The organism is Salinibacterium xinjiangense, from assembly GCF_014645015.1.
Classification (GTDB): Bacteria; Actinomycetota; Actinomycetes; order Actinomycetales; family Microbacteriaceae; genus Rhodoglobus; species Rhodoglobus xinjiangensis.
Map to the genome: position 1 here is coordinate 507,174 of NZ_BMLC01000002.1, position 23,078 is coordinate 530,251.

21 protein-coding genes and 1 tRNA gene are annotated in these 23,078 nt (G+C 64.2%); 14 read left to right on the forward strand and 8 right to left on the reverse strand.

Annotated features, from left to right (window positions below):
- Window positions 1-30: 30 nt before the first annotated feature.
- A complete protein-coding gene (locus IEW81_RS09115) occupies window positions 31-681 on the forward strand; it encodes a hypothetical protein (RefSeq protein WP_229671324.1) in 651 nt (216 codons plus the stop codon).
- Window positions 682-745: 64 nt separating this feature from the next.
- On the opposite strand, the gene IEW81_RS09120 is transcribed toward IEW81_RS09115, so the two are convergent.
- The gene (locus tag IEW81_RS09120; RefSeq protein WP_097059601.1) at window positions 746-1,027 is read right to left on the reverse strand and encodes a helix-turn-helix domain-containing protein; all 282 of its coding nucleotides are present in this window, start codon (window positions 1,025-1,027) and stop codon (window positions 746-748) included.
- Window positions 1,028-1,149: 122 nt separating this feature from the next.
- On the opposite strand from IEW81_RS09120, the gene IEW81_RS09125 reads away from it, so the two are divergent.
- Genes IEW81_RS09125 through IEW81_RS09135 form a run of 3 tightly spaced genes read left to right on the forward strand, consistent with a single transcriptional unit; the run spans window position 1,150 to window position 4,519 of the window.
- Complete coding sequence (locus IEW81_RS09125) at window positions 1,150-1,779, forward strand: hypothetical protein (protein WP_097059602.1); 630 nt, start codon at window positions 1,150-1,152, stop codon at window positions 1,777-1,779.
- 1 nt (window position 1,780) lies between these two features.
- Entirely contained in the window at window positions 1,781-3,013 is a 1,233-nt protein-coding gene (locus IEW81_RS09130; protein ID WP_097059603.1) for a CpaE/TadZ family protein, read from the forward strand.
- A 9-nt stretch (window positions 3,014-3,022) separates the two neighbouring features.
- Entirely contained in the window at window positions 3,023-4,519 is a 1,497-nt protein-coding gene (locus IEW81_RS09135) for a sensor histidine kinase (protein WP_097059604.1), read from the forward strand.
- Between the two features lie 102 nt (window positions 4,520-4,621).
- On the opposite strand, the gene IEW81_RS09140 is transcribed toward IEW81_RS09135, so the two are convergent.
- Window positions 4,622-4,870 (reverse strand): WhiB family transcriptional regulator, encoded by a 249-nt coding sequence (locus tag IEW81_RS09140; protein WP_097059605.1) that lies wholly within the window; start codon window positions 4,868-4,870, stop codon window positions 4,622-4,624.
- A 231-nt stretch (window positions 4,871-5,101) separates the two neighbouring features.
- Between IEW81_RS09140 and IEW81_RS09145 the strand changes: the two genes are divergently transcribed.
- Together IEW81_RS09145 and IEW81_RS09150 are read left to right on the forward strand one after the other, a co-directional pair.
- Window positions 5,102-5,506 carry a hypothetical protein gene (locus tag IEW81_RS09145; protein WP_218839958.1) on the forward strand — a complete coding sequence of 135 codons (405 nt, stop codon included), beginning with the start codon at window positions 5,102-5,104 and terminating at the stop codon, window positions 5,504-5,506.
- 27 nt (window positions 5,507-5,533) lie between these two features.
- Complete coding sequence (locus IEW81_RS09150; protein ID WP_097059607.1) at window positions 5,534-6,361, forward strand: sulfurtransferase; 828 nt, start codon at window positions 5,534-5,536, stop codon at window positions 6,359-6,361.
- Here IEW81_RS09150 and bcp read toward each other — a convergent pair.
- Window positions 6,358-6,831: a thioredoxin-dependent thiol peroxidase gene (gene bcp, locus IEW81_RS09155; RefSeq protein ID WP_097059839.1), complete on the reverse strand. Its 474-nt coding sequence runs from the start codon at window positions 6,829-6,831 to the stop codon at window positions 6,358-6,360. The genes IEW81_RS09150 and bcp overlap by 4 nt on opposite strands.
- A gap of 92 nt (window positions 6,832-6,923) precedes the next feature.
- Here bcp and IEW81_RS09160 point away from each other — a divergent pair.
- Window positions 6,924-6,999: transfer RNA gene (locus IEW81_RS09160), tRNA-Lys, on the forward strand.
- Window positions 7,000-7,889: 890 nt separating this feature from the next.
- On the opposite strand, the gene IEW81_RS09165 is transcribed toward IEW81_RS09160, so the two are convergent.
- The 5 genes from IEW81_RS09165 to opgC are packed head-to-tail and all read right to left on the reverse strand — an operon-like array spanning window position 7,890 to window position 14,301.
- The gene (locus IEW81_RS09165) at window positions 7,890-8,315 is read right to left on the reverse strand and encodes an ATP-binding protein (RefSeq protein WP_229671325.1); all 426 of its coding nucleotides are present in this window, start codon (window positions 8,313-8,315) and stop codon (window positions 7,890-7,892) included.
- Window positions 8,316-8,325: 10 nt separating this feature from the next.
- Complete coding sequence (locus tag IEW81_RS09170; protein WP_097059610.1) at window positions 8,326-8,658, reverse strand: STAS domain-containing protein; 333 nt, start codon at window positions 8,656-8,658, stop codon at window positions 8,326-8,328.
- Window positions 8,655-10,595, reverse strand: a complete 1,941-nt coding sequence (locus tag IEW81_RS09175) for a glycosyltransferase family 2 protein (protein WP_229671326.1) — start codon at window positions 10,593-10,595, stop codon at window positions 8,655-8,657. Before IEW81_RS09175 ends, IEW81_RS09170 begins: the two co-directional genes overlap by 4 nt.
- A 14-nt stretch (window positions 10,596-10,609) precedes the next feature.
- Window positions 10,610-11,875, reverse strand: a complete 1,266-nt coding sequence (locus tag IEW81_RS09180; RefSeq protein WP_097059612.1) for a PP2C family protein-serine/threonine phosphatase — start codon at window positions 11,873-11,875, stop codon at window positions 10,610-10,612.
- Entirely contained in the window at window positions 11,785-14,301 is a 2,517-nt protein-coding gene (opgC, locus tag IEW81_RS09185) for an OpgC domain-containing protein (RefSeq protein ID WP_143544611.1), read from the reverse strand. Before opgC ends, IEW81_RS09180 begins: the two co-directional genes overlap by 91 nt.
- Before the next feature lie 184 nt (window positions 14,302-14,485).
- Here opgC and IEW81_RS09190 point away from each other — a divergent pair, with 184 nt between their 5' ends.
- The 7 genes from IEW81_RS09190 (at window position 14,486) to IEW81_RS09220 (ending at window position 22,930) form a co-directional block, all read left to right on the forward strand.
- Window positions 14,486-15,787 carry a glycoside hydrolase family 26 protein gene (locus tag IEW81_RS09190; protein WP_097059614.1) on the forward strand — a complete coding sequence of 434 codons (1,302 nt, stop codon included), beginning with the start codon at window positions 14,486-14,488 and terminating at the stop codon, window positions 15,785-15,787.
- Between the two features lie 190 nt (window positions 15,788-15,977).
- Complete coding sequence (locus tag IEW81_RS09195; RefSeq protein WP_188732713.1) at window positions 15,978-16,133, forward strand: hypothetical protein; 156 nt, start codon at window positions 15,978-15,980, stop codon at window positions 16,131-16,133.
- Window positions 16,134-16,242: 109 nt separating this feature from the next.
- The gene (locus tag IEW81_RS09200) at window positions 16,243-17,808 is read left to right on the forward strand and encodes an FGGY-family carbohydrate kinase (RefSeq protein WP_097059615.1); all 1,566 of its coding nucleotides are present in this window, start codon (window positions 16,243-16,245) and stop codon (window positions 17,806-17,808) included.
- 77 nt (window positions 17,809-17,885) lie between these two features.
- Window positions 17,886-18,653, forward strand: a complete 768-nt coding sequence (locus tag IEW81_RS09205; RefSeq protein ID WP_097059616.1) for an SDR family oxidoreductase — start codon at window positions 17,886-17,888, stop codon at window positions 18,651-18,653.
- Window positions 18,654-19,211: 558 nt separating this feature from the next.
- Entirely contained in the window at window positions 19,212-20,255 is a 1,044-nt protein-coding gene (locus IEW81_RS09210) for an iron ABC transporter substrate-binding protein (RefSeq protein ID WP_097059617.1), read from the forward strand.
- A 30-nt stretch (window positions 20,256-20,285) separates the two neighbouring features.
- Window positions 20,286-21,860: an ABC transporter permease gene (locus IEW81_RS09215; protein ID WP_097059618.1), complete on the forward strand. Its 1,575-nt coding sequence runs from the start codon at window positions 20,286-20,288 to the stop codon at window positions 21,858-21,860.
- The gene (locus tag IEW81_RS09220; RefSeq protein WP_097059619.1) at window positions 21,857-22,930 is read left to right on the forward strand and encodes an ABC transporter ATP-binding protein; all 1,074 of its coding nucleotides are present in this window, start codon (window positions 21,857-21,859) and stop codon (window positions 22,928-22,930) included. The genes IEW81_RS09215 and IEW81_RS09220 overlap by 4 nt, the downstream gene beginning before the upstream one ends.
- Window positions 22,931-23,078: the final 148 nt, after the last annotated feature.

Below are 23,078 nucleotides of genomic sequence, written 5' to 3' on the forward strand. Positions count from 1 at the left end.
GGCCCCCGTGTCCATAGATATTTTGGCGCTGTGGATAACCTCCGCGATGTTCGCGCCCGCGCCGCTAGCGTCGCCGTCATGCGCTGGGACAGTTTGTTCGACGACCTCGAGAGTCAGCTCGAGCGCGAGATCTCTATCGAGGAGAGCGACGTCGACGCTGAGGAAGAACGACTGCGGCTGGGAAGGCTGTCACTTCGTGATCGCCTGGTGGCTTTGCACAACGCCGCGGCCCGCGGCGACACCGTGCAGTTGGGGGTGACCCTCGCGCATGGCGAGCGGTTTGCTGTGCGTCCGGTGCTCGTCGGGCGTGACTGGTTCTCGGCCGACGTGATCGATGGCTCGAGCCGTCAGCGGCAGTGCATCATCCCGCTGTATTCGGTGCTGGGTGTCAGCATCCCAGCTGCACGAGCACCGGGGAGTCTTCGGGACAGCGAGGGCACCACGCATCCGGAATTGTCTGCTCGGCTGGGTCTCACCTTCGTACTGAGAGACCTGTGCCGCAGGCGTCGGGCCATCGATGTCGTCACCCCGGCTGGAACCCTGCACGGCACCATCGACAGGGTAGGCAAAGACCACTTCGACCTGGCCATGCATGAACCCGGAGCACAGCGCCGAGCATCCGAAGTGAAGGAGCTGCGTCTGCTGCCCCTCGTCTCTGTGATGATGGTGCGGCTCTCGTAGGTGCCGCCGTTGGTCAGGTGGCGTTGCCGGTCAGGTGCCGCTGCCGGTCAGGTGCCGCTGCCGGTCAGGTGCCGTTCGGCTGACCGAACGGGATCTCGATGAGGTTCGAGTAGTCGGACTGGTTCCAGAGATTTATACGCCTCGTCTGCTCGTACATCGCAGCGATGTACGACTCGAGCACGCTGCGTTCGATGCGCCACTGCCCGCTCGCTCCGACTTTGATCGCAGGTAATTCGCCCGATCGCACCAGCGCATACGCCTGGTTTGCCGAGATGTTGAGCAGCTCGGCCGTGTCGCCGAGCGTGAGGAACCGCCCGAGTTGTTCGGTAGAAGTCGCGTCATCCATGTATCGAGTATGAAACGGGAGCGGCGTCCGTGGGCGGCATGTGGATAACTTTCGCCGTGAATATGCTGCACTCGCGACCATAGTTCCGAGGCGCCAGTCGGGACGCCGCAGGGAGTGGACCCATGAAGAATCATTCACGGCAGGGGCGCGGCTTCGCGGTAGACCCGCGGCTTCTTATCGGTCTCGTGCTGGTCATCGGTTCGGTAGCTGCGGTCGTCGCCATCGTGTCGACGGCCGACGAAACCGTGCAGGTCTACTCCGCCAGCACCTCCTTGACGCCCGGGGACCGCATCTCGCTGGCCGACCTCGACACCAGCAACGTGCGACTGGCCGGGGTCGGCTCGCTCTACCTGCTGCCGGGAGACGTTCCGGACGGTGGTTTCGTGGTCACGCGGGCTGTCGACGAGGGTGAACTGATTCCAGCGTCGGCAGTCGGCAGCGTGAGCGGACTGCGGTTGACCTCGCTCGTGCTCAACGTGAATGGCGCGCTCGCGGCATCCATCGAATCAGGCTCAATAGTCGACGTGTGGTCGTCCCGAGAGGTTGCGAACGGCCAGTTCGGGCCACCCGCAGTGATCGTAGCCGGTGCCACGGTCGTACGACTCGTGCAGTCGGAGACGATCATGGCTGGCGGGGTATCGATGGCGGTGGAGGTGCTGGTGCCGAAGGCGCGGATAGCCAGGGTGCTGGAGGCTGTGTCTAACTCCGATGCGATGTCGATCGTGCCCGCCACCATTCCCGGCCGGCGCTGAGATGGCACGCATCGCGATCGCGCTGCCCGTCGCGCTTGAAGACCGCGTGTCTGACGACGCCGTGAGGCACGGGCACGACGTTGTTGCCCGCAGCGCCAGTGCGCTTGAGCTTGCATCCCTCGTCGGGCCGGTGGCTCCGGATATCGTCATTGTCGCCTCAGAGCCGCGATACCTCACCGACAGGGTGCTCGCATCCTGCGACGACGCCGGGGTGCGACTCATCGCTCTCGCTACCGATGATGCCGGGCGCAGGCATGCTGCCTCGCTCGGAATCTTCGAGTCGATGGATGCCGCGTCCCCCTGGCCCGACATCGAAAAGGTGATCGCGGGCGCGGGCCGCGAGCTGATCCCCGCGCTACGACGGGCCGCCCGTGGTTCCGTCATCGCGGTATGGGGTCCCGCCGGTTCCCCTGGCCGCACGACCATCGCGATCGGAATCGCTGCAGAACTCGCAGCGATGGGGCACAGTGTCGCGCTGGCCGACGTGGACACGCACGGAGCATCCATCGCTCCCGCCCTCGGCATGCTCGACGAGGCACCCGGTTTTGCTGCAGCCTGTCGCCTCGCCGGCAATGACACTCTCACCCAGCTCGAACTCGAGCGGATAGCCCAGCGCTACGAATCGACGCTTGGCGGGTTCTGGGTGCTGACCGGCATCGGGCGGCCGAGTCGATGGCCCGAACTGTCGGGAGAGCGGGTGGCGACCACGATCGCCCGGTGCCGCTCGTGGGTGGACTACACGATCCTCGACACCAGTTCGAGCCTGGAGAACGATGAAGAGATCTCCAGTGACCTCTTCGCGCCCCGACGCAATGCCGCGGCAGTGACCGCCGTGCGTGAGGCCGACAGCATCGTGGCAGTCGGGTCGGCGGATCCTGTGGGGCTGTCGAGATTCCTGCGGGCACACGTCGACATGATTGAGACGGCCTCGACGAACGATGTGACGGTCGTGATGAACCGGATTCGGGCATCCGCGATCGGAATGAATCCTCACGCCCAGGTGACCCAGACGCTGTCGAGATTCGGCGGAATCGAGTCGCCCGTGCTCGTGCCGCACGATCAGGCGGGTCTCGATGGGGCCGTCTTGAGCGGCAGGACTCTCGCGGATTCGGCGCCACGGTCACCGGCTCGCACCGCGATCCGGTCGATGGTGATGTCACGGCTCGTGCCGGAACCGCCACCGGAGCGGAGGAGCCTGCGCAGCCGGTTCAGGCTGGCCCGGGCCACGGGCTAACCTGAAAGCATGTCGACGCTCAGTGAACTCGTGCAGGCCCAGGGACGCGCGAGTGAGGAAGACATCGAATGGCTGCACCTGCTTGTCGGTGACTGGCAGCTTCTCGCCGACCTCGCCTTCGCCGACATCGTATTGTGGGTTCCCACCACGGATGGTGGATTCGTGGCCGTCGCCCATGCCAGGCCGTCCAGCTCGGCGACGCTCTTCTACCGTGACTTCGTCGGCCAGGCCGTGAAATCAGAGTGGAAAGCCCAGATCGACGAGTCATTCCAGTCCGCGAGCATCGTCGACACGGCCGCTCCCGACTGGTACGAAGAAACCCCTACCCGGGTGCGCGCCGTGCCAGTTCTTCGCAGGTTGACACCCACCGGCAACAAGACCACCGACCAGCCGATCGCCGTGATCACCCGCCACACCAACCTGAGCGAGGCCCGCACCCCGAGCCGCCAGGAGCTGACGTTCAACGAATGCGCGAACGACCTGTTCGCGATGATCGCCTCGGGCGACTTCCCGGATCTGGGAGCGCCGAGTGGGCCGCGCCGGGGTGCACCACGCGCATCCGACGGCCTGATCCGGCTCGATGTGGATGGACTGGTGACCTTCGCAAGCCCCAACGCATTGTCGGCGTTCAACCGCATCGGCTTCCCGAACGAGCTCGAGGCTGAATCACTCGCCGAGGTCACAACCGGCCTCATCAGCGGCCAACTGACCGTCGACGAATCCCTGCCGCTCGTGGTGACCGGCCGGGCACCATGGCGTACCGACATCGAGGCGCGCGGAGTGACGGTGTCGTTGCGCGCAATCCCCGTCCGCAACCACGGTAAACGGGTCGGTGCGATCGTGTTGTGCCGCGATGTGACGGAGGTGAGGCACCAGGAGCGCGAACTCATCACGAAAGATGCCACGATCCGTGAGATTCACCATCGGGTGAAGAACAACCTCCAGACGGTGGCGTCGCTTCTCAGGATCCAGGCGCGACGAACCCACTCAGACGTTGCGCGCGACGCCCTCGGCCAGGCCATGCGACGGGTGGCGGCCATCGCGGTCGTGCACGACACCCTCTCGGAGGGACTGACACAGGATGTCGACTTCGACGTGGTCTTCGATCGCGTGCTGATGCTCATCGCGGAGGTGGCATCCAGCCACAGCACGACCGTGCGGCCCATCTCCAAGGGCAGTTTTGGGAACCTGCCCAGCGAATACGCTACGCCGCTCGCACTCGTGCTCACCGAGCTCGTCACCAATGCCGTCGAGCACGGCCTCGCCGACCGCGAGGACGGCGAGGTGCAGATCGTGGCCAAGCGCACCGACGACAACCTCAGCGTCAAGGTACGGGACAACGGGGTCGGACTCGCTGAGGGCAAAGTCGGTTCCGGTCTCGGCACCCAGATCGTGCGCACCCTCATCCAGGGCGAACTGGGTGGCACAATCGACTGGCACACGCTGGTCGGCAGTGGTACCGAAGTGACCATCGAAGTTCCGATGATGTGGCTCAACCGACGTTAGTGGGCGGTTCGATCAGCACTCAGCCCGCATTCGACTACGCCAATCGTGGCGGCGATGAATGTGGATGTAGCTAGTTCGCGAGGCGACTAGCTTGCGGGGTGATCAGGACGCGCGGCGAGCGCGAGCAGCGCGACGCTTGAGCGCGCGACGCTCGTCTTCGCTGAGGCCACCCCAGACACCCGAGTCCTGCGAGGTGTCGAGGGCGTACTGCAGGCACATCTCGGTCACCGAGCAACGGCCGCAGACGGCCTTCGCCTTGTCGATCTGGTCGACAGCGGGGCCGGTGTTACCGACGGGGAAGAAAAGCTCTGGGTCTGCTGTGAGGCAAGCAGCTCTGTCGCGCCAATCCATAGTTATGCTCCTTCAGTGCGTGCGGGGGGCTGGCCCGCTGGCAGGCCTGCATCAGTTGTATCGAGACCCCCCGCCGCGAAAGGCTGGGGTTTCGTAGCGACTGCTCAGACCCGGATTTATCGGATTCGTAGAAATGGGGGACCCGCTCGCAACACTGAGAGCTGGAAATCAACCTCATATAGACTCTCATATCGGTAGATGCAAATCAATGGTTGTATATGGGGCCACACTGTGAATGATGTACGGAGAGGCTCTGGCAGGCATCCGTTCGTGGTCGCCCTGGCCGTGTTGATTTTCGCCCAGTGCGCATTGCTGGCTGCGGCAACCGGGTATCTCGTGATCGAGCTCATCATCGATACCCCGGATTCCTATGCGAGTGCCGTCGCACTCGCCGTGCTCACGACCATCGCTGCGGTGTGGCTCGCCATCATCGGTGTGAACGTGCTGCGCGGAAGCCCGTGGGTTCGCGGGGCCACGATCGTGGTGCAGGTGCTGCAGATCGCTGTCGCCATCGGTGCATTCCAGGGGTCGTTCGCACGACCCGATCTCGGATGGCTGTTGCTCATCCCGGCCGTCGCCGCGCTTGTGTTGTTGTTCACGTCGCCGGTGCTGGCAGCCACGGTGCGCCGCCCATAGTCTGCTCACCGTCACGCTAAGGAGCACATGTCACAGCTCATCTCCGTCGCCGAACTTGTCGCGGCGCTCGCCAGCCCCAGGCCGCCCGTGCTGCTCGACGTGCGGTGGGTGCTGGGCCGTACTGACGGAAAGGACAGCTATCTCGCAGGGCACCTCCCCGGTGCAGTGTTCGTGGATCTCGACCACGAGCTGGCCGGGCACGGTGACCCGGGGGACGGGCGGCATCCATTGCCCGATATCGCCGACCTGCAGGCCTCTGCGCGGCGCTGGGGGATCAGCCCGGACAGCGTGGTCGTGGTCTACGACGACCTGAAGGGCATGGCCGCCGCGCGGGCGTGGTGGCTGCTGCGGTGGGCCGGGCTCGACGACGTGCGCGTGCTCGATGGAGTGCTGCCGGCCTGGGCCGCGGCAGGCCGCGCTCTCGACGAGGGGGATGTGGTTCCGGATGTCGGCACCGCCGTGCTCGAAGCAGGACATCTGCCGGTGCTCACCATCGACGAGGCCGCGGCATTCCCCGAGCGCGGGGTTCTGCTCGACGCGAGGGCGCCGGAACGGTTCCGTGGCGATGTGGAGCCGATGGACCCTAGGGCCGGGCATATTCCGGGCGCTGTCAACGCACCATCGGCCGGGAATGTGGACGTTGACGGGCGGTTCCTGCCCGCAACCGCGCTGGCCGAGCGCTACAAAGCCCTCGGTGTGACCGCCAGCACTCCGGTCGGTGCGTACTGCGGCTCAGGAATCACCGCAGCGCACGATGTGCTCGCGCTGGCGATCGCCGGGGTGGATGCTGCACTGTTCCCGGGTTCGTGGAGCGCATGGTCGAATCATCCTGAGCGCCCGGTCGAACGCGGCTAGCTGTCGATGCCGAGCTTTTTGCGCAGCGAGGCGACATGGCCGGTGGCCTTCACGTTGTAGAGCGGAAGGGTGATGGAGCCGCTCTCGTCGATGATGAATGTAGAGCGCAACACCCCCGTGACGGTCTTGCCGTAGAGGTTCTTCTCGCCCCAGGTCGCATAGGCGTTGTGGACAGTGAGGTCGGGGTCGCTCAGCAGCGGGAAGTTCAGGTTGTCTTCGTGGGCGAAAGTGGCGAGCTTGTCGGGGGCGTCTCGTGAGACACCGATGACGCTGTACCCCACGGACTTGAGCGAGTTCAGACTGTCGCGGAAGTCGCAGGCCTGGGTCGTGCATCCGGGAGTCATTGCTTCGGGGTAGAAGTAGAGGATCACCTTCTGGCCGGAGAAATCTGCGAGGGAAACCGGGGTGCCGGTCTGGTCGGGCAGGGTGAAAGCCGGGGCAGTTTCGCCGGATTCGAGTCGGTCTGTCATGGTTCTCCGCATCAGGGTCGGCGTACGGTCCGTACATCCATTTTTGCCATGCTAATCTTATTTGTCGGCCTGAAAATTCATTTCGCGCCCAGGCACCTCTAGCTCAATTGGCAGAGCAACTGACTCTTAATCAGTGGGTTCCCGGTTCAAGTCCGGGGGGGTGCACCAACGAATTCCGTGTGCAAAAGGGACCCGCTCGATCGAGTGGGACCCTTTTCCTTTGGAGTCCTGATTTAGTCATGATTGCTGGAGTTCGGCCCAAGGAATAACGCAATGTCTGCTGCGTCGCCAAGTCGACATCATGCTCGTCGTGAAGAATTCGTCGAAGCAACGGGCGCGGAGGCTAGCGGATGTCCGAACTCGATCTAGCTTCGCCAGGTTCACGCAGGCTGGTCGCGCCGAAGCGCGCGAGCGTGAGGTCGCGCAGACGACCCTGGGATATGAGTCAGCTGCGGAGGGTGGCGATCAATTCGTAGCTGAGGAGCTAATCGCCTGAGCAGTGATCAGGGCGCCCCGGTGAGCGTTGTGATCCAGCCCAAACGCATGACGTTCGTATCCGATGCTTCCAGGGAGAAGCAGATGGACGCTCTTGAGGAACGCCCGGTCCATTTTCACGTCCGTGTTCTCCTTCCGCACCCGCACCCGCACCCGCAGAAACTGGGCCCCTTCGGACCTCGTGACATCCGTCTCACCAGCGTCGTCAAGGGCTTTGAACGCGGTCACCCACCGACCTGGGTCGCCTCGTTAATTCCGAGCCCTTGCGCTACGCTCGCGACCGCCCGTTCCACGGTGAGGATCAGCTTTACAGCCTCGTCTTCGTGCTCGGAAGTGAATTCCCGACGTGCTCTTGCCTGGCGAACATTTCCACTTATGAGATGTTCACCCAACGGGGGCAAGGCCACCGTCGCGTCATCGACGGTGGCGGCACAATCGTCTCAACCGACGTCCTAAACGAGGGTTTCTCGAGCCCGGGCAGAACTTCCCTCACGCTACATTCCGCATAGTTTCTCGACAGTCGGAGACCTGGACGAAAGGCGGCGTGCGCTCGTCGAGGGCACTCAGGAAACAGCGGATACGTCAGTCAAGCCGGGACGTGCGGTGTTTTTGGTGATGCTCCACAGGTTGCGGTCGCCGACGCGCTCGTAGCGAAGGTCGTCGACGAGGGCCTGGATGAGCGCGATCCCCCGGCCGGATTCGGCCAGCTCGTCGGCAGGCATCTCTCGAGCGACCAGTTTGATACCCCCGTCCTCCGCGGTGTCGCTCAGCTCAGCTTCGATGCGATCGTGCCCGACGCGCAGGGAGAACGTGCAGGTCACGCCAAAGCCGGTGTCGGCGTGCTGGATGACATTGGTCGCCAGCTCGACCAGCGCCGTCAAGAAGACCATCCGGTCCATCGCGTTCAAGTCAGGGTGTCGGTCCAGCTCCGCGACGATGAAATCGTGCACGTCGTTCACGTTGGCGGGCGGCGTGGTCAACCGCAGCACGCAAGCACCTTCAATCACTGTAGGCCTCCTCTGTCGAGCCGTAGCTCTTCAGCACCCGGTCGAGGTTCGACAGCTGCAACACCATTTCTACCTGCGCGGTGGGCTGCGCGATACGCAGGTCACCACCCAGCTGGCGGGCGCTCTTCAGACAACCAATCAGCGCGCCTAAGCCCGACGAGTCAACGAAGTCAACCCCGCTGAGATCAATCACGATGCGCGTCCGGCCGGCCGCGAGTGCCACGGCCACAGTCTCGCGCAGCGCCGGGGCTGACACCATATTCAATCGCCCGACGCCGCGGACGGCTGCGATACCGTCGCCGATCGGTGAAGTTTCGAATTTCATGCGTCGGTCTCCGTAACGTAGTGCCCGGTATAACGAGCTGCGGTGATAAGAATACCGAGCACGATGAGGTCGTACACGGCCCAAAAAATGTTCACGGCGGTGCCGATCGGCTCCGCGCCGTCCAGGAACAGGCGCACGCAACCGATCAGGATCGCCATCACAAGCATGACTGCAACAATGATCTGCGTCTTGATGAGGTGCCACTGCGGTCCGGTCGAAACGGGCCGGGTCTTGGGGGTGACGGCAAAGCCCAGCGGGATGCGCAGGACCACGTTGTTGAAAGCCGTGCGGCAGGCCTCGATCCACACGGGAAACAAGGCGAGGCTGTACTGCTGGCCGCGCCAGGTGGGAATGCCGCGGGCCACCACCAGGAACAGCACCTGGTTGGCGATCATGAACGGGATGAACCTGATGAAGAAGTCGAGCGCCAACGTCGACACAGGCAGGATGCCGAAGACCAGGAACACGATCGGTGCGGCAAGGTACACGACTGCGGCGAAGCCACTCAGATAGCTCCACATGGTGGCGAAATACATCAGCCGCTGCGGCCAGCTCAGCCGTCGCTGCAGCAGCGGGTTCTCCCGCAGCAGCACCTGCATGGTGCCCTGCGCCCAGCGCAACCGCTGCGTCAGCATGGTGCCGATATCCTCGGGCGCCAGGCCGTCGGCGAGAGTCTCATGGTGGTAGACGCTCTTCCAGCCCAACCCGTGCAGCCGCATCGAGGTTGCCATGTCCTCGGTCACCGAGATCGTGGCCAGCGGCATCACCGGCTGCGCTTCATCGGCGCGATCGATGTCAATGGCCCGCAGCACGGCCTGCACGGTTTCCAGGGCGTTCAACGGCGACATTTCCCGGGTAGCGAGCACCGCGATGGTCGACTCCAGGTTGAGGAAGTGCTCTATGTTAGGGCCCCCGTCGCCGCTGGTGACGGCGGCGAGCTCCCGGATCTCCGCCAGGTCGCTCTGCAATTCGACGAGGTCGCTGGTCACGATTGACAACGCAGCGGTATCAACCTGGCGCTGCAGGTCGTAGGTGATTTCGGCATAGTGGTCTCCTTTCCTGAGTCGGGAGCGGGCGTGTGCGATCGCGTCGTGCACGTGGCTGAGGGCCTCCTGAATGGCGGGCTGCCCGGCGGCATCATGGGCACGGGCCCGCCGCACTACCCTGGCAGCCGTGCGCAGCGTGGCCCGGATAGACCCGTCCAGCTCTTTCACGTAATCGATGATGCCCAGTTGCATGAGGGCGTCCCGGCGCAGGATGGCGTTCGACCCGCAGAAGAACGCCGCGTTCCAACCGTCTTTGCCCTGCTGGATCGGACCGTAGAACAGGGGGGCCTGGCTGCCCAGCGGGTCGGTCAGCGGCACGTTTTTGAACACCTGGGGCGTCTGCACGAGGGCAACCCTGTCATCAGTGAAGTACCCGAGGGTGTTGTCGAGAATCTGCGGCCGCGGAATCTGATCGGCGTCGAGAATCAGGATGTACGCCCCGGACGTCTGCATCAGCGCGTTGTTGACGTTGCCGGCTTTCGCGTGCCGGGGCTGGCCGATCCACTCATCGCCCCGGGTGATGTAGCCGACCCCGGCGTCCTCGGCCGCGGCGCGCAGCTCGGGGCGCGAGCCGTCGTCGAGGATCCACGTATTGTGCGGGTGTCGGATGGCCTGCGCTGCCAGGGCGGTGTCCATCACCATCTCGACAGGTTCGTTGTACGAGGTGATGAGCACGTCCACCGTGGCACCCTCGGCAGGCTGCGGGGGCGCTGGCCGGATGCGGGAGCGCCACACGGTCATACCGAACAAGCAGACGTCGATGAGGCTGTAAGTTTCGGCGAGCACGAGAGGAATGGCGATCCACCACGCGTCGAAGTTGAGAGAAAACATCCAGCGCCAGACGACGTAGTTGATCCCCAGGGCAAGAGTGATCACGATCACGATTCGCATGACTAACATCCGCATCAGGGCGCGCTTTTCCTGCGCACAGCGACCACAACCACGTCGTCCGAGCTTTCCGCGTGCTCGGCCATCATGGTCAGGACAGACACAGCGTGGGCCGCTGTCTTCGTCTGCCGCACGATGTCGGCCACGTCTTCGAGGGACGCGAGGGTCCCGTCGAAGAGGTCGAGTACCCCATCGCTGAAACTGATCAAAGTATCGCCCTCGTTGAGCCATACGGTGTGACGCCGCCAATCAAGTTCTAAGCCGGTGCCCAGCGGCAGGTCCGTTTGAGCAAGCCGTTCGCTCTTCCCATCAGCGCGCACGATGAGGGTAAGGCCGTGCCCAGCGTCGACATAACGGAGCCGACCGTCGTCCGGACGCAGATGCGCATGAAAGAGGGTGACGAACGACTCGGTACCATCAAGGTCAAGCTCAAGCAGTCGGGCCGCGCGGCGCACCGTGCCGGCGACGCCCCAGTTGCCGGCAGCGGTACGGATGACCGCGCGCACGGTGGCCGCGAGGATCGCGGCCCCGACGCCCTTGCCCATCACATCGGCGAGGGTAAGACCGAGGCCACCCGGCACGGGGTACCAGTCGAAGAAGTCGCCGCCCACAGCACGGGAGGGCGTGGAAGTGCCAACAACCTCGTACCCGGACAGTTTCACCTCTATTTTCGGCCGCAGCGCGTACTGCACCTCCGCGGCCCTGGTCATCTCGCTTTGGTAAGCGAGTTCTTCTTCGAGCCAGGTTGCGATGCGTTGCACATGGGTGCGCTCCGCTTCGCTAAACAGACGGGTTCGCGTGCTCGACATGGTGAACGTGCCGATTGGCTCGCCGCCAGGAGATCGCAGGGGGATGCTCACATACAAGCGCACGCTGTTGGGGTCATCGACGATCGAGTTGCCGGCGAACCGGGGATCGGTGCTGGCATCTTCGATCACGAGTAGGGTCTGGGTTTCGGTGAAGCTCCCGGAGAACGCCGGTCGAACCAGATCATCACCGAACTGGCCCTTCACCAGAGGAGAGTCCCGGCCAGCGAGCACAATCGCGGCTTGGTCCATACGGAAAAAACTTGCCGCCATCGCCATCACACGGTCGAATCTGTTCTCCCGCTTGTCGTCCGGTAGGTCGGGTGGGCTGAGCACGGCGTCTCGGCGGTCACCGGCGATTGTGGTCTCGTTGCGCTGGCTTGTCGTCATCTTGGTACCACCTTGAACAGGAATCGGGTCTTGACCATTACCCAGAGCAGCCCCAGGATGGCGATGTAAGCGGCGGTGTTCAGCCATGTGTTGCCGGTGGCGAGCGCCGTGATGTTCGCAACCAGCAGCGCGAAGAACACGTGCATGATGAAGACGTACAGGGTGGCCTGGCCGAGCGGAACGAAGAACCAGCCCAGGGCAGCATGTATCGGGCGCCAGAAAGCGCTCATCACCGCGAAACCGGTCACCACGAGCAGGAGCACGTTCACCAGCCGGCCTATCCCGAGGGAGGTGCGTTCGAAGAGGCTGTCGTAGACCAGGCGAAACGTGTTGTCGGGAATGAGGCCCAGACGCACATCGACAGCGCTGGAGAGGTACGGGTTGTTCCACGAAAACAGCATCAGCGCCACGAAGGCCAGAACGATCAGGCCGAGGATGATGGTGCCGGCCCGGGTGCTGAACCAGGCAAATATCTCACGGCGGTGGTAGCCGGCGACTATGCCCGTGACGAACAACACCTGCCAGATGAGGACGGGGAAAGAGTCCTCAGACTGCGAAGGCAGCAGGCGCCAATGCGTCAGGGCGCCGACGGCATACAGACTCCAGCTGCACGCAAGGATTCCGACGGCCCAGCGGCGGGACAATGCCCAGAGGATAAGCGGGGACACCGCCAGCAAGACAACATAAAGGCCCATCACGTTGAACTGCCATGGGCCCAGGCGCATCATGGCCAGATCGAGAAAGATTTGCGGGTTGACCGGATAGGCCAGCAGCTGGTCCGCATTGGTATACAAGTCATAGACCCGCCCGGTGGCCGAGCTTCCGGAGGCGCCAGCACCCTGGTCGGTGTAAGTGGTGACGGCGACGTCGTTCACGAACGGCACCAGGCTGAGCAGGAAGATCAGCAGGACCACCGCCAGTGCCGTGCGATATAGCTTCCAGGCTCGCTCACCAGTACGGATGATCACCTCACCCAGCTTGCCCGCCTCCAGTCGGGGCCGGTAAACCATGCCAAGCACCACACCGGAAAGCAGTACGAAGAGTTCTGCGCCGGAAACCATTCCGACGGCCTCCTGGGTGCCGTTCTGGAACAGGGAGACCAGGCCCACGTGGTTGATCACGACGAAGACGATGGCGATGCCCCGGAACATATCAATGCGCAGATCCCGGTTCTGCTGCTCCCGGTACAGCACCCTGACTCGATTGCGGGCCAACAGCGCCCAGGCGAAGAGACCGGACGCGGCCAGGGCGACGCCGGCTACCACCAGCCAGGCAGGCCACCCCGTGACCGAGGCTCCGGTGAACGCGGCTGCCCCCGGGGTGGCGGTACCCACCGGTTCGAGCACCGGGCCGAGCACCAGGCTGCTACTGGCAAGGTCGTCCGAAAGAGCGTCGACGATGTGGGTCCTGAGGGTGCCGCTCCAGTCGATCGAAACCTCTCCCACGACGGCCCTGGTCGAGGTGGTGTCCCGCCACAGGACGACCCCAAGATTGTCGTACATGCCGTCCTCTGACCCGGCGAAAACCTGACGCCACCACGTCTGTTTGACCGCCAGCTCAGCACCCCCTGCCGCGGACGCGCTGTAGAACGCTGCGGTTTCCAGCATCAGCGGCGTGTCCGTGTTTCCGGAATACCGCGCATAGAAGTCATCATCAGTCGGTACCCTGGCACTGACTGGACCAAGCCGGCTGGCGAACTCGCCACCCGCCGGCACCACATTCACGACCTCACCCCCGTCGGTATCGCCGTGGTAGAGGGAGAGCCCCACCCAGTCCACGACGTTCGCGCCCGGAAAGTAGGGGGCGTAGGCGTCGTCGGCCGTGTCCACCACACCGCTTCCGTCGGTATCGAGCTCACGAAGCAGATCAGTGTCCACCGGGCGCGCCCGAGTGAACGGGTAGGCGTCGCCAGCGGCGGGCGACCACACCATTACCGCGTCGTTGAGGCGAGCGTGCACGGCCTCGGCAACGACGGTGAAGGCCTGCCGATACGCCGACGGCTGCTGCCCCCAGGCCGTCCAGGTACCGTTCATGTTCGGCGCGAATCGCAGATAGGCCGGTAGCTCTCTGTCGCCGATCACCTCGACTAAGGCGTCGACGAGGGCGTCCGCGACGCCCTGGTCGATATCCGCCAACGCCACGGTGGGCGTGAGCGTGATCACGGGAAGCGCGCCCTGCCGCTGCACCTGGTCGAGGAACTGGTCGAGGTACAACTTGCTGGACTCTGACATGGGCACGGTTGCTTCGTGCTCATACACCGCGCTTGGCGCGCCAAGCCGATCAGCCTGGCTCTGGGCGCTATCGTCGGCCCAATTAAGGATGGAGCCGAAGTAAGGCCCGTCCTGGGGCTCGAGCACGTCTGCGGCATCGCCGTCGACAGCGGCCGAGACCGTGGAGGGAAGCGTCGTGAAGGGAAGTGCCGCGGCAGGAGGGACAGCAGGCCCGAAGACCAGCGCAAACACAAGGGCAGCCAGCACCATCCAGCCGGCCGCGAGGCAAGACCCTCCCCGCACGGTACCACCCCCTTGTTGCCCCGTGTGCCCGCACAAAGTACATGCAGACGCATAATCATCCTAGTGGCCAGCAGGCCCCGCGGATTTCGCTAGTCCCCTCGATGCCCTACTCTGACGACAGAAGAGATTTTCACTGTGGCACTGTGCCGTGGTACCCGAGTGAATCTCCCCAACGGGAGCTTCCATGCGCGCACACCCTCACATCCGATCCGCAGTCGCGGGTTTGGTGGTGTTTTTGACCGTCCTGGCCGGGTCCACCGGGTTGGCTGCCGGGGGCAACGCGTCGGCCGCGTCAAGTAACACCACCCTCTCGTTGAGCCCGAACACCGGACCGGCCGGCTCCACACTCTCCGCCAGCGGACGCGGATTCCCCAAAAATACCGCGGGCACGGTGACCATAGCGACTACTCATCTTGTGATTCAAACCCGGGCCAACGGAACCTTCAGTGCCGATCTGACGGTTCCCGCCACCACAACCAGCATGCTGGCGGTGACCGCAACAGCAGGTACCGTGACGGCGAGCGCGTCTTTCACCGTCAGCGTCGCCCCCGTCTCCACCGCGGCGGACCCGACAGCCGCCGCCACCCTCACCCCGCAAGCCACGACGACAAGTGCCCCGATCAGCAGGTCCCGGCTACGTTTCGGGGTGGCCACCCCGGGTGGCGCCCTGGCACATTCCGAACTGGACGCCGTCGCCACTCTCGTAAACGAGAGCCCCTCGATCGTGATGTCGTACAAGGACTTCAACCAGGCCTTGTCGATCGCCGAGCTCGACTCCGTGCGGGCGCGCGGAGCCACGAGCCTCATCACCTGGGAGCCCTGGGCCTGGGGCGGCGGGCTCAGCCAGCCGGCCTACTCCTCTGCTCGCGTTACTAATGGCACTTATGACGCCTACCTCACCCAGTGGGGCCGGGCCCTGGCGGCCTGGGGGCAGCCAGTGATGCTGCGCTACGGCCACGAGATGAACGGCAGCTGGTATCCCTGGGCGGATGGCGTCAACGGCAATGCCCCGGGCGACTTCGCTGCGGCCTGGCGTCACGTGCACGACGTCGTCACCGCAGCCGGAGCTACCAACGTGTCCTGGGTCTGGAGCCCGAACATCCCGTACACCGGTTCGACGCCGTTGGCTGGCTTATACCCAGGCGCCGCTTACGTCGACGCCGTTGCGCTCGACGGGTACAACTGGGGAACCTCGGCGGGCTGGAGCACCTGGCAGGCACCGGCAGCTCTCTTCGACACCGGGCTCGCGCAGCTGCGCGCACTGGCGCCGGGTAAGCAGATCATTATCGCCGAAACCTCGTCGTCTGAGGCCGGCGGATCGAAGGCGAAGTGGAACACTGCCTTAGTGGCCTACCTGGCAAAGCAACCCGACGTCACCGGTTTTGTCTGGTTCCACTTCCTCAAGGAGGCCGACTGGCGCATCAACAGCTCGACAACCTCCGCCAGCGCCCTCGCCAGGGCACTAGCGGCACGCTCGGTGAATTGAGCCACCAGGTTGGTGCACGGGTGCGCCCGGCAGGTAGATATCAATACAGGATTCGCGTGGCGCTGTTAAGCTCACCGGCCACAGCCTTGGATGCGTGCCCCGTGCGCGATCATGGCGAGTCTGCTGCACGGCACAGCGCCGGTCGCCGACGCCGCACCCTCCACGCCGTCCTTTTCCGGATCTCGGCAACATGCGTCTGATCGAGCTCACCGTCGGCGTTCTCGACCGGTATGTCAGACGGCTGGCCGTCGATCACGCGTCCCGATCGCGACGCGGAAAGGTCGGCCTTCCGCCGGCGGCCCAGCAGATCGCCCAGGGACTCGTCGTCATCTGGCGGTGCTGCTGACGCGCGACCGGCGCGATGACGCACGCGTCAATAGAATGGCCGCGAGACGTACCTCCGCGACCCGATCGCGGGCGTGAGGTGTGCTTGGTACTCAATCCAGGAGAAATTAATGGCCGTCACGCATTTGCTCGGCATCGACTTCGGGACCGGAGGCGCAAAAGCCTGTGTCATCGATGACCAGGGCCGTGTGCTCGCGTATGCATTTCGTGAGTACCCCATCCTTCATCCACGGCCGGGCTGGTCCGAACACGACCCCGAGACCTACTGGCGTGTCACCTGTGAGATCGTCACGCAGGTGCTCCGTGAATCACAGTGTCTTCCCCACGAGATTGCCGGAATCGCCGTCTCCAGTGCGCAGCCGTCCATGGTCCTGGTCGACGGCGAGGGCAACCCCGTCGCGGCCGCCACCAATCTCATGGACCGACGCGCCCTCGACGAGGTCAACATCATCCGGAACATCGTCGGAGAGTCCACGATCGAGCAGGTGACCGCGAATCGCATCGAGGACCATCCAAACCTGGTCAACCTCTATTGGTACAAGCGAAACAGACCTCAGATCTACCGACGGATACACAAGGCCCTCACGGTCGACGGGTTCATCGTCTCCCGACTCACCGGGCGTTTCAGCCTCAACAGCAGTTCTGCCGTCTTCTATGGAGTGGCATTCGACATCCGCACGGGCGTCTTTCGGGAAGACATCCTCGACAAGCTGGAAATAGACCCAGCGATCCTCCCGACATTGTTCGACCCGACCGATCTCGTCGGGGAAATAACGGCCGATGCCGCTCGGATCACCGGGCTCAACGCGGGAACTCCTGTCGTTGCCGGGCAAGTGGACTGTAATGCCGGGTGGATAGCGGGAGGTGCAATCCAGCCGGGGGACATGCAGTTGAACCTGGGAACCAGCGGCGTTCTGGGAGTGGTACATCAGAACATGGACTTCCTGGAATCGCAGGATGGGCTCCGAATGGTCAACATTCCGTACACCACCTCACCGAGGGATACATTCGCGGCCGTGGCCGTCACAACCACGGGTGGTCAGGCGCTCAGGTATCTGAGGGACACGTTCGGGGCTGGAGAGGTCGACGTCGAACGCCTGCTGCACGTCAGCGCATATGATCTCATCACCCTTCAAGCGCGCGACGTACCACCCGGCAGCGATGGTTTGTTGGTTCTGCCGTATCTCATGGGTGAGCGGTCCCCGATCTGGGATACCTCAGCTCGGGCCGTCATCTTCGGCCTTTCGCTGCATCACCATCGCGGCCACATCTTCAGGGCGTTCCTCGAGGGCGTCGCCTATGCGCTCTACGACTCCTACTCAGTGCTCCAGCGCACCGGCTTGAAAATCACATATCCGCTCATATTCAATGAGGGCGGGGCCAAAAGTGAGGTGTGGCGTCGAATTATCACCGACGTCTTCGGCGTGCCCACGGCCCTTCTCAAGGGGCGCACCGGGGCTCCGCTCGGCGACGCCATCCTGGCGGGAGTCGGCGTAGGAGTCTTCAAAGACTTCGCGGTGGCGAAGGAATGGTCTCGCTACGGGGAGCACCTCGAGCCCGACACGCAGAACCACGAGCTGTATATGGAGTACTTCCAGCTGTACAAGAGTGTCTATTCCAACCTGGAGGGCAATTTCAAGGACCTCCAGGCGATCGCGCGACGAAACAACAACTGAACAATTCAGCCGCAGCACAATGCACAAGTGAACGAATTCCACCCCGCAATCCCGTCCTGATCACAAGGAGTCGCACCATGACCGCACCCGTATTCAGTCTTCACAACCGCGTAGCTGTGGTGACCGGCGCAAGTAGCGGGATTGGGCGCGCGATCGCGCGAGGGATTGCAAGCTCCGGGGCATCGGTTGGCTGCATCGACCTTGAGGGCAGCGATCTTGACGGCGTCGTTGCTGAGATAGAAGATGCTGGCGGCAAGGCGCACGCGGCACCGACGAACGTCACGGACCCGGACGGGATGGCGGCAAGCATCGCTCTGGTCGAAGACGCCCTGGGCCCGCTGACCCTCGCCGTCAACGCGGCGGGAATCGCCAACGCAGCACCAGCAGCCGTCATGTCGCTCGCACAATGGCAAGGGGTCATCGATGTCGATCTGACCGGTGTGTTCGTGTCATGCCAGGCGGAGGCTCAAGCCATGCTGCGAAACGGCGGAGGAGCGATCGTCAACATCGCCTCGATGTCGGCCACGATCGCGAATCGCGGGCTCCACCAGGCTCACTACAACGCAGCGAAAGCCGGCGTCGTGCATTTGGGGAAGAGCCTGGCGTGGGAGTGGGCTGAGGGAGGCATCCGAGTCAACAGCATCAGCCCCGGTTATACCTACACACCCATGACCAAAAGACCGGAACAGGCGAATGCAATGACCGGCTACGCGGCGGATACGCCTCTGGGCAGGAACGCCCAGCCCGAAGACATAGTCGGCCCCGTTGTGTTTCTTCTCAGCGAAGCCGCGTCATTTGTGACCGGAGTCGATCTTCTCGTCGACGGCGGGTTCGTCATCTGGTGACCGACCGTTCTTGACGCGACGCTTCGCCCTGCTTGCCGGCACCGGGGACAACATCCTCACGGGGTTGCTCGCGCATGCCGATGCGGGCGAGTTGATCGAATGGTGAAGTGTCGGTGGACTCGACCATGTGCCGCGCGAATCAGTTCGGCGCGAACCCTGGTCGTGCCGCAGCTAGTCGTGACACAAGGGGAACTGTCGAGTTGCACGAATTTGCGCGTCGAGCACACTTCGCAGGAGTACGTGAGTCCATGGTCACGCGTTACGTCCGTTCTCGAAGAGGAGACCCCGTTCTCAAAGAGGACACCCTGGGTTGCTCTGGCGGCCTGGGCAATTTCGACAGACCAACGGCGCCACCTGAATCGCGAGCCCTGCATCAGCGGGCAGGTGCCCCGCGGCGGTGGTGACTCCGCCTCACCGGGATTCGACGACACCGACGGGGGCCGGGCGACGACGCATCCGGTGGCAAAGGTGTCTCGCCGGTATGACGGGTGAGGTGGGAGACCGGAAGTAATTAGGGTAGCCTTGCCTAAACCACCCAATGATCGGAGCTCCACCACCATGCGCGTTTCCCTCGCCATTGCTGCCACTGCGACCGCCCTCGCCCTCGTGCTCACAGGCTGTTCCGCCCCGCAGTCGAGCCCCGCCGATGGTGCTTCCGGAGCGCCCGAGGGCGACGGCGAGCTCACGCTCTATGTCGGCCGCGACGAGGCGCTCGTCGCCCCGCTGATCGAAAAATTCACGGAAGCCACCGGTATCGAGGTCACAGCCCGGTACGCGTCGAGTTCTGAGTTGAACGCCCTCCTGTTCGAAGAGGGAGACAACACTCCCGCCGAGGCATTCCTGTCGCAGGATGCCGGAGCGCTCGGCTCGCTGTCGAACGCCGGCCTGCTCAGCAAGTTGCCCGCCGATCTCACCTCCATCATCCCCGCCGGATTCACCTCCGCGAATGGCACGTGGCTGGGAATCACCGGTCGTGCGCGCGTCATTGCCTACGACTCTGAGACGGTCGACGCGGCCGATGTTCCCAAGGCCATCGCAGCGCTCACCGACCCCAAGTACGCGGGTGAGGTCGCCTTCGCGCCCGGTAATGCGAGCATGCAGTCGTTCGTCACCGCCCTGCGGGTTCTCGACGGCGAGGATGCGGCAGAGGCGTGGGTGAAAGGGATGAGTGAGAATTCACCCGTGCTCACCGAAAAGAACGGTGAGACCCTCGACCTCGTGAATTCGGGTGAGGTGTCGTTCGGCCTCATCAATCACTATTACTGGTTTGAAGATGCGGCTGAGCTCGGTGAGGATGCCATGCGTGCGCAACTCGCGTTCCTCCCGGGCGACGCCGGCGGCATGGTGAACGTCACCGGTGCCGGCATCCTGAAGGGTTCGAAAGATGACCCGGATGCGCTCGCGTTCCTTGAGTACCTCGTATCGGAAGCCGGCCAGCAATATTTCGTCGAGCAGACCTACGAGTACCCGCTGCTTCCCGGAGTCGCCGCGCCCGAGGGGCTGCCAGCACTCGACAGCCTGGTGAACCCCAAGCTCGACCTGAGCGATCTTGAGTCGCTCTCCCAGACACAGGAGTTGCTCGCCAAGTACGGTCTTCTGTAGGAGCGCTTCCCTCCCCGAACCGAGAGTCGAATGACCGAGCATGTCATCGAGGTCGCCGCACCCCCTGTGGGATCGCGGCGGCCTCCGCCTGCGCTGCTGGCGCTGGCGATCCTCGCGTGCGCTGTGTCGGCGATTCCGCTCGTCTACCTCCTCGTGCGGGTTTCCGGTGGCGCGCCGGACGAGATCGCCTCGATTCTTGCCCGGCCCCGGATGCCGGCGCTGTTGCTCAACACGGTGTCGCTCGTCGTCACCGTCACGCTCTCCTCGCTCGTGCTGGGCATGCTCACGGCCTTCCTGCTGGTGCGGGTGCGGCTTCGCGCCCAGCGGGTGTGGATCGTGCTCGCGGCACTGCCGCTCGCGGTGCCCTCATACCTCGCGGCGTTCGGATGGCTGGCCCTTATTCCCGGAATGCAGGGGTTCTGGGGCTCCTTCTTCCTCCTGACAATTGTCTCCACCCCGTACGTGACTCTGCCGGTCGCAGCCGCGATCCGTGGTGGAACGACTGGGCTGGATGACGTCGCCCGCACCCTCGGGCACGGGCCATGGCGGGCTTTCTGGCTGGGCACATGGCCCCAGATCAGGCCTGCTGCTCTCGCTGGCTCACTGCTGGTAGCACTGTATGTGCTCTCGGAGTTCGGAGCGGTCGCGCTCATGCGCTACCCCGTGCTCACGACTGCCATCCAGCAGGCGTACGGGGCGAGCTTCAATCGCAATTATGCGGCGATCCTGGCCATTATTCTCGTGGCGATCGCCATGATTCTCGTCTTTGGCGAGCAGCGTGCGAGAGGTCGTGTGCGGCGCCAGTTCGGAGCGGTCACCGGGGTGTCGCGAGTTCGTATGGTGTCGCTGCGTGCCGCTCGTATCCCGAGCTACCTGTTGTTGGCGGTCGTTCCGACGTGTGCAGTCGGGATTCCGGTCTCCGTGCTCGTAGGTCGACTGTTGCAGGCGGAAACGCTGCGCGAACTGGACGTGCTCTCGCTGGGACAGGCCATCGCGAACACGCTGGGGCTGGCGCTCGGTGGTGCTGTGACTGCCGTGCTTCTCGCCATACCCATCGCGGCTCTTGCTGCGCGGTATCGCGGGCGCGTCGTGAGGGCCATCGAATCGACCGGATACCTCGCGCTCGGCCTGCCGGGAATCGTCGTAGGGCTCTCACTCGTGTTCTTCTCACTCGCGGTGATACCTGCGCTCTACCAGACGGCGATCGTGCTGACCTTCGCCTATGGCGTGCTGTTCATGCCCAAGGCAATCGGGGCAATCCGAAGCTCCGTGGCGCAGGTGCCGGAGTCTCTCTCCGATGTCGCCCGCACCCTCGGCTATAGCCGGTGGCAGACATGGCGACATGTCACGGTGAGACTCGCACGCCCCGGGATCATGGCGGGGGCCATGCTCGTCGCGGTCACCGCCATGAAGGAGCTGCCCGCGACCCTACTGCTGCGGCCGACCGGCACCAATACGCTGGCCACGGAACTGTGGGCGCGCACCGATGTCTCGGCATATGGTGCCGCAGCTCCCTACGCCGCTGCGCTCGTGCTGGTGGCGTCAGTGCCGGCGTTCCTGCTGTCGGGTGCCCGGCGTGGCCGCACTGATGAGGTCCCGTCATGAGCCAGCTCAGCCTGACCGACGTGGTGGTGGGTTTCGACGCCGAACCGGTGTTGCGTGGCATCACACTCGACGTGCCGAGTGGCGCGCTGGCGGCCGTGGTCGGTCCGAGCGGGTGCGGCAAGACCACCCTGCTGCGTACCATCGCCGGGCTCGTCCGAGCCAGGTCGGGGGAGATCAGGATTGGGCAGCGGATGATGGCTACCCATGGCATCCATCTGGCACCCGAGAAGCGCAGGGTCGGGTGGGTTCCGCAGGATGCCGCGCTGTTCCCTCACCTGACCGTCGCAGAGAATGTGGCCTTCGGGCTCGGCATCGGGACGCGCGCGGCCCGTCGCGCGGCGCGGGGCGCTGAAGTCGCGCGATTATTGGGGCTGGTGAGCCTCAGCGCACTGGCAGACCGACTGCCTTCGCAGCTTTCCGGCGGGCAGGCGCAGCGCGTCGCCCTCGCGCGGGCACTGGCCGTCAGTCCGGAGATTGTGCTGCTCGACGAACCCTTCGCGGCACTTGACCCCGTGCTGCGGGCCGAGCTGCGCGCCGAGGTTCGCGCCCTGCTCGCAGCCGAGGGTGTGACAGGAATCCTTGTCACCCATGACCAGGCTGAAGCCCTGTCGACCGCGGACTTCGTCGCTGTCATGAACGACGGTCAGCTTCTTCAATTCGGCACTCCGCGCGAGATCTACGAACGGCCGCGAGATCCGTGGGTAGCGGGCTTCGTCGGCGAGTCGAACCTTGTACGCGGAATGTGGAGCGATGGATTCGTCGAGTGCGTGCTAGGCCGTGTGGTCGCGCAGTGGGGTGGTGCGAGCACCGCCGTTCCGGTTGATGGGCAACCGGTGACGCTTCTCCTGAGACCTGAGCAGCTTGTGCTCGGCCCGGCGCCGACCATGCCCGCGGCGTTCTCGGCAACGGTCACCACGATGAGCTATGGCGGCCACGATGTGCTTGTGGGCCTCATGCTCGCCGATGGCACTCGCATGATCTCTCGGGTCGTGTCGGCAGGCGCCCTCTCTGCGGGTGCGCCGGTGACGGCGTCAGTCTCAGGGCCAGCGCTGGCGTTCTCACCGCAGTAATACGCGTCGAGGGCCGTAACCTCCGCACCACGCCACCCCGGCTACCGGCACGATGGCGGTGCGCCGGCTTATCGGAAGAGTCTCACTCCAACAAGCGCGATCTCGACAGCCCGCTGGCAGGTTCCGGGGTGCACCGCCAGAACCCAGC

Excerpts from the sequence above, each read along its gene's own strand:
- IEW81_RS09120 (WP_097059601.1), bottom strand. The coding sequence starts at position 1,027 with ATGGATGACGCGACTTCTACCGAACAACTCGGGCGGTTCCTCACGCTC.
- IEW81_RS09125 (WP_097059602.1), top strand. The coding sequence starts at position 1,150 with ATGAAGAATCATTCACGGCAGGGGCGCGGCTTCGCGGTAGACCCGCGG.
- IEW81_RS09130 (WP_097059603.1), top strand. The coding sequence starts at position 1,781 with ATGGCACGCATCGCGATCGCGCTGCCCGTCGCGCTTGAAGACCGCGTG.
- IEW81_RS09135 (WP_097059604.1), top strand. The coding sequence starts at position 3,023 with ATGTCGACGCTCAGTGAACTCGTGCAGGCCCAGGGACGCGCGAGTGAG.
- IEW81_RS09140 (WP_097059605.1), bottom strand. The coding sequence starts at position 4,870 with ATGGATTGGCGCGACAGAGCTGCTTGCCTCACAGCAGACCCAGAGCTT.
- IEW81_RS09150 (WP_097059607.1), top strand. The coding sequence starts at position 5,534 with ATGTCACAGCTCATCTCCGTCGCCGAACTTGTCGCGGCGCTCGCCAGC.
- bcp (WP_097059839.1), bottom strand. The coding sequence starts at position 6,831 with ATGACAGACCGACTCGAATCCGGCGAAACTGCCCCGGCTTTCACCCTG.
- IEW81_RS09170 (WP_097059610.1), bottom strand. The coding sequence starts at position 8,658 with ATGAAATTCGAAACTTCACCGATCGGCGACGGTATCGCAGCCGTCCGC.
- IEW81_RS09175 (WP_229671326.1), bottom strand. The coding sequence starts at position 10,595 with ATGCGAATCGTGATCGTGATCACTCTTGCCCTGGGGATCAACTACGTC.
- IEW81_RS09180 (WP_097059612.1), bottom strand. The coding sequence starts at position 11,875 with ATGGCTGAACACCGCCGCTTACATCGCCATCCTGGGGCTGCTCTGGGT.
- IEW81_RS09190 (WP_097059614.1), top strand. The coding sequence starts at position 14,486 with ATGCGCGCACACCCTCACATCCGATCCGCAGTCGCGGGTTTGGTGGTG.
- IEW81_RS09195 (WP_188732713.1), top strand. The coding sequence starts at position 15,978 with ATGCGTCTGATCGAGCTCACCGTCGGCGTTCTCGACCGGTATGTCAGA.
- IEW81_RS09200 (WP_097059615.1), top strand. The coding sequence starts at position 16,243 with ATGGCCGTCACGCATTTGCTCGGCATCGACTTCGGGACCGGAGGCGCA.
- IEW81_RS09205 (WP_097059616.1), top strand. The coding sequence starts at position 17,886 with ATGACCGCACCCGTATTCAGTCTTCACAACCGCGTAGCTGTGGTGACC.
- IEW81_RS09210 (WP_097059617.1), top strand. The coding sequence starts at position 19,212 with ATGCGCGTTTCCCTCGCCATTGCTGCCACTGCGACCGCCCTCGCCCTC.
- IEW81_RS09215 (WP_097059618.1), top strand. The coding sequence starts at position 20,286 with ATGACCGAGCATGTCATCGAGGTCGCCGCACCCCCTGTGGGATCGCGG.
- IEW81_RS09220 (WP_097059619.1), top strand. The coding sequence starts at position 21,857 with ATGAGCCAGCTCAGCCTGACCGACGTGGTGGTGGGTTTCGACGCCGAA.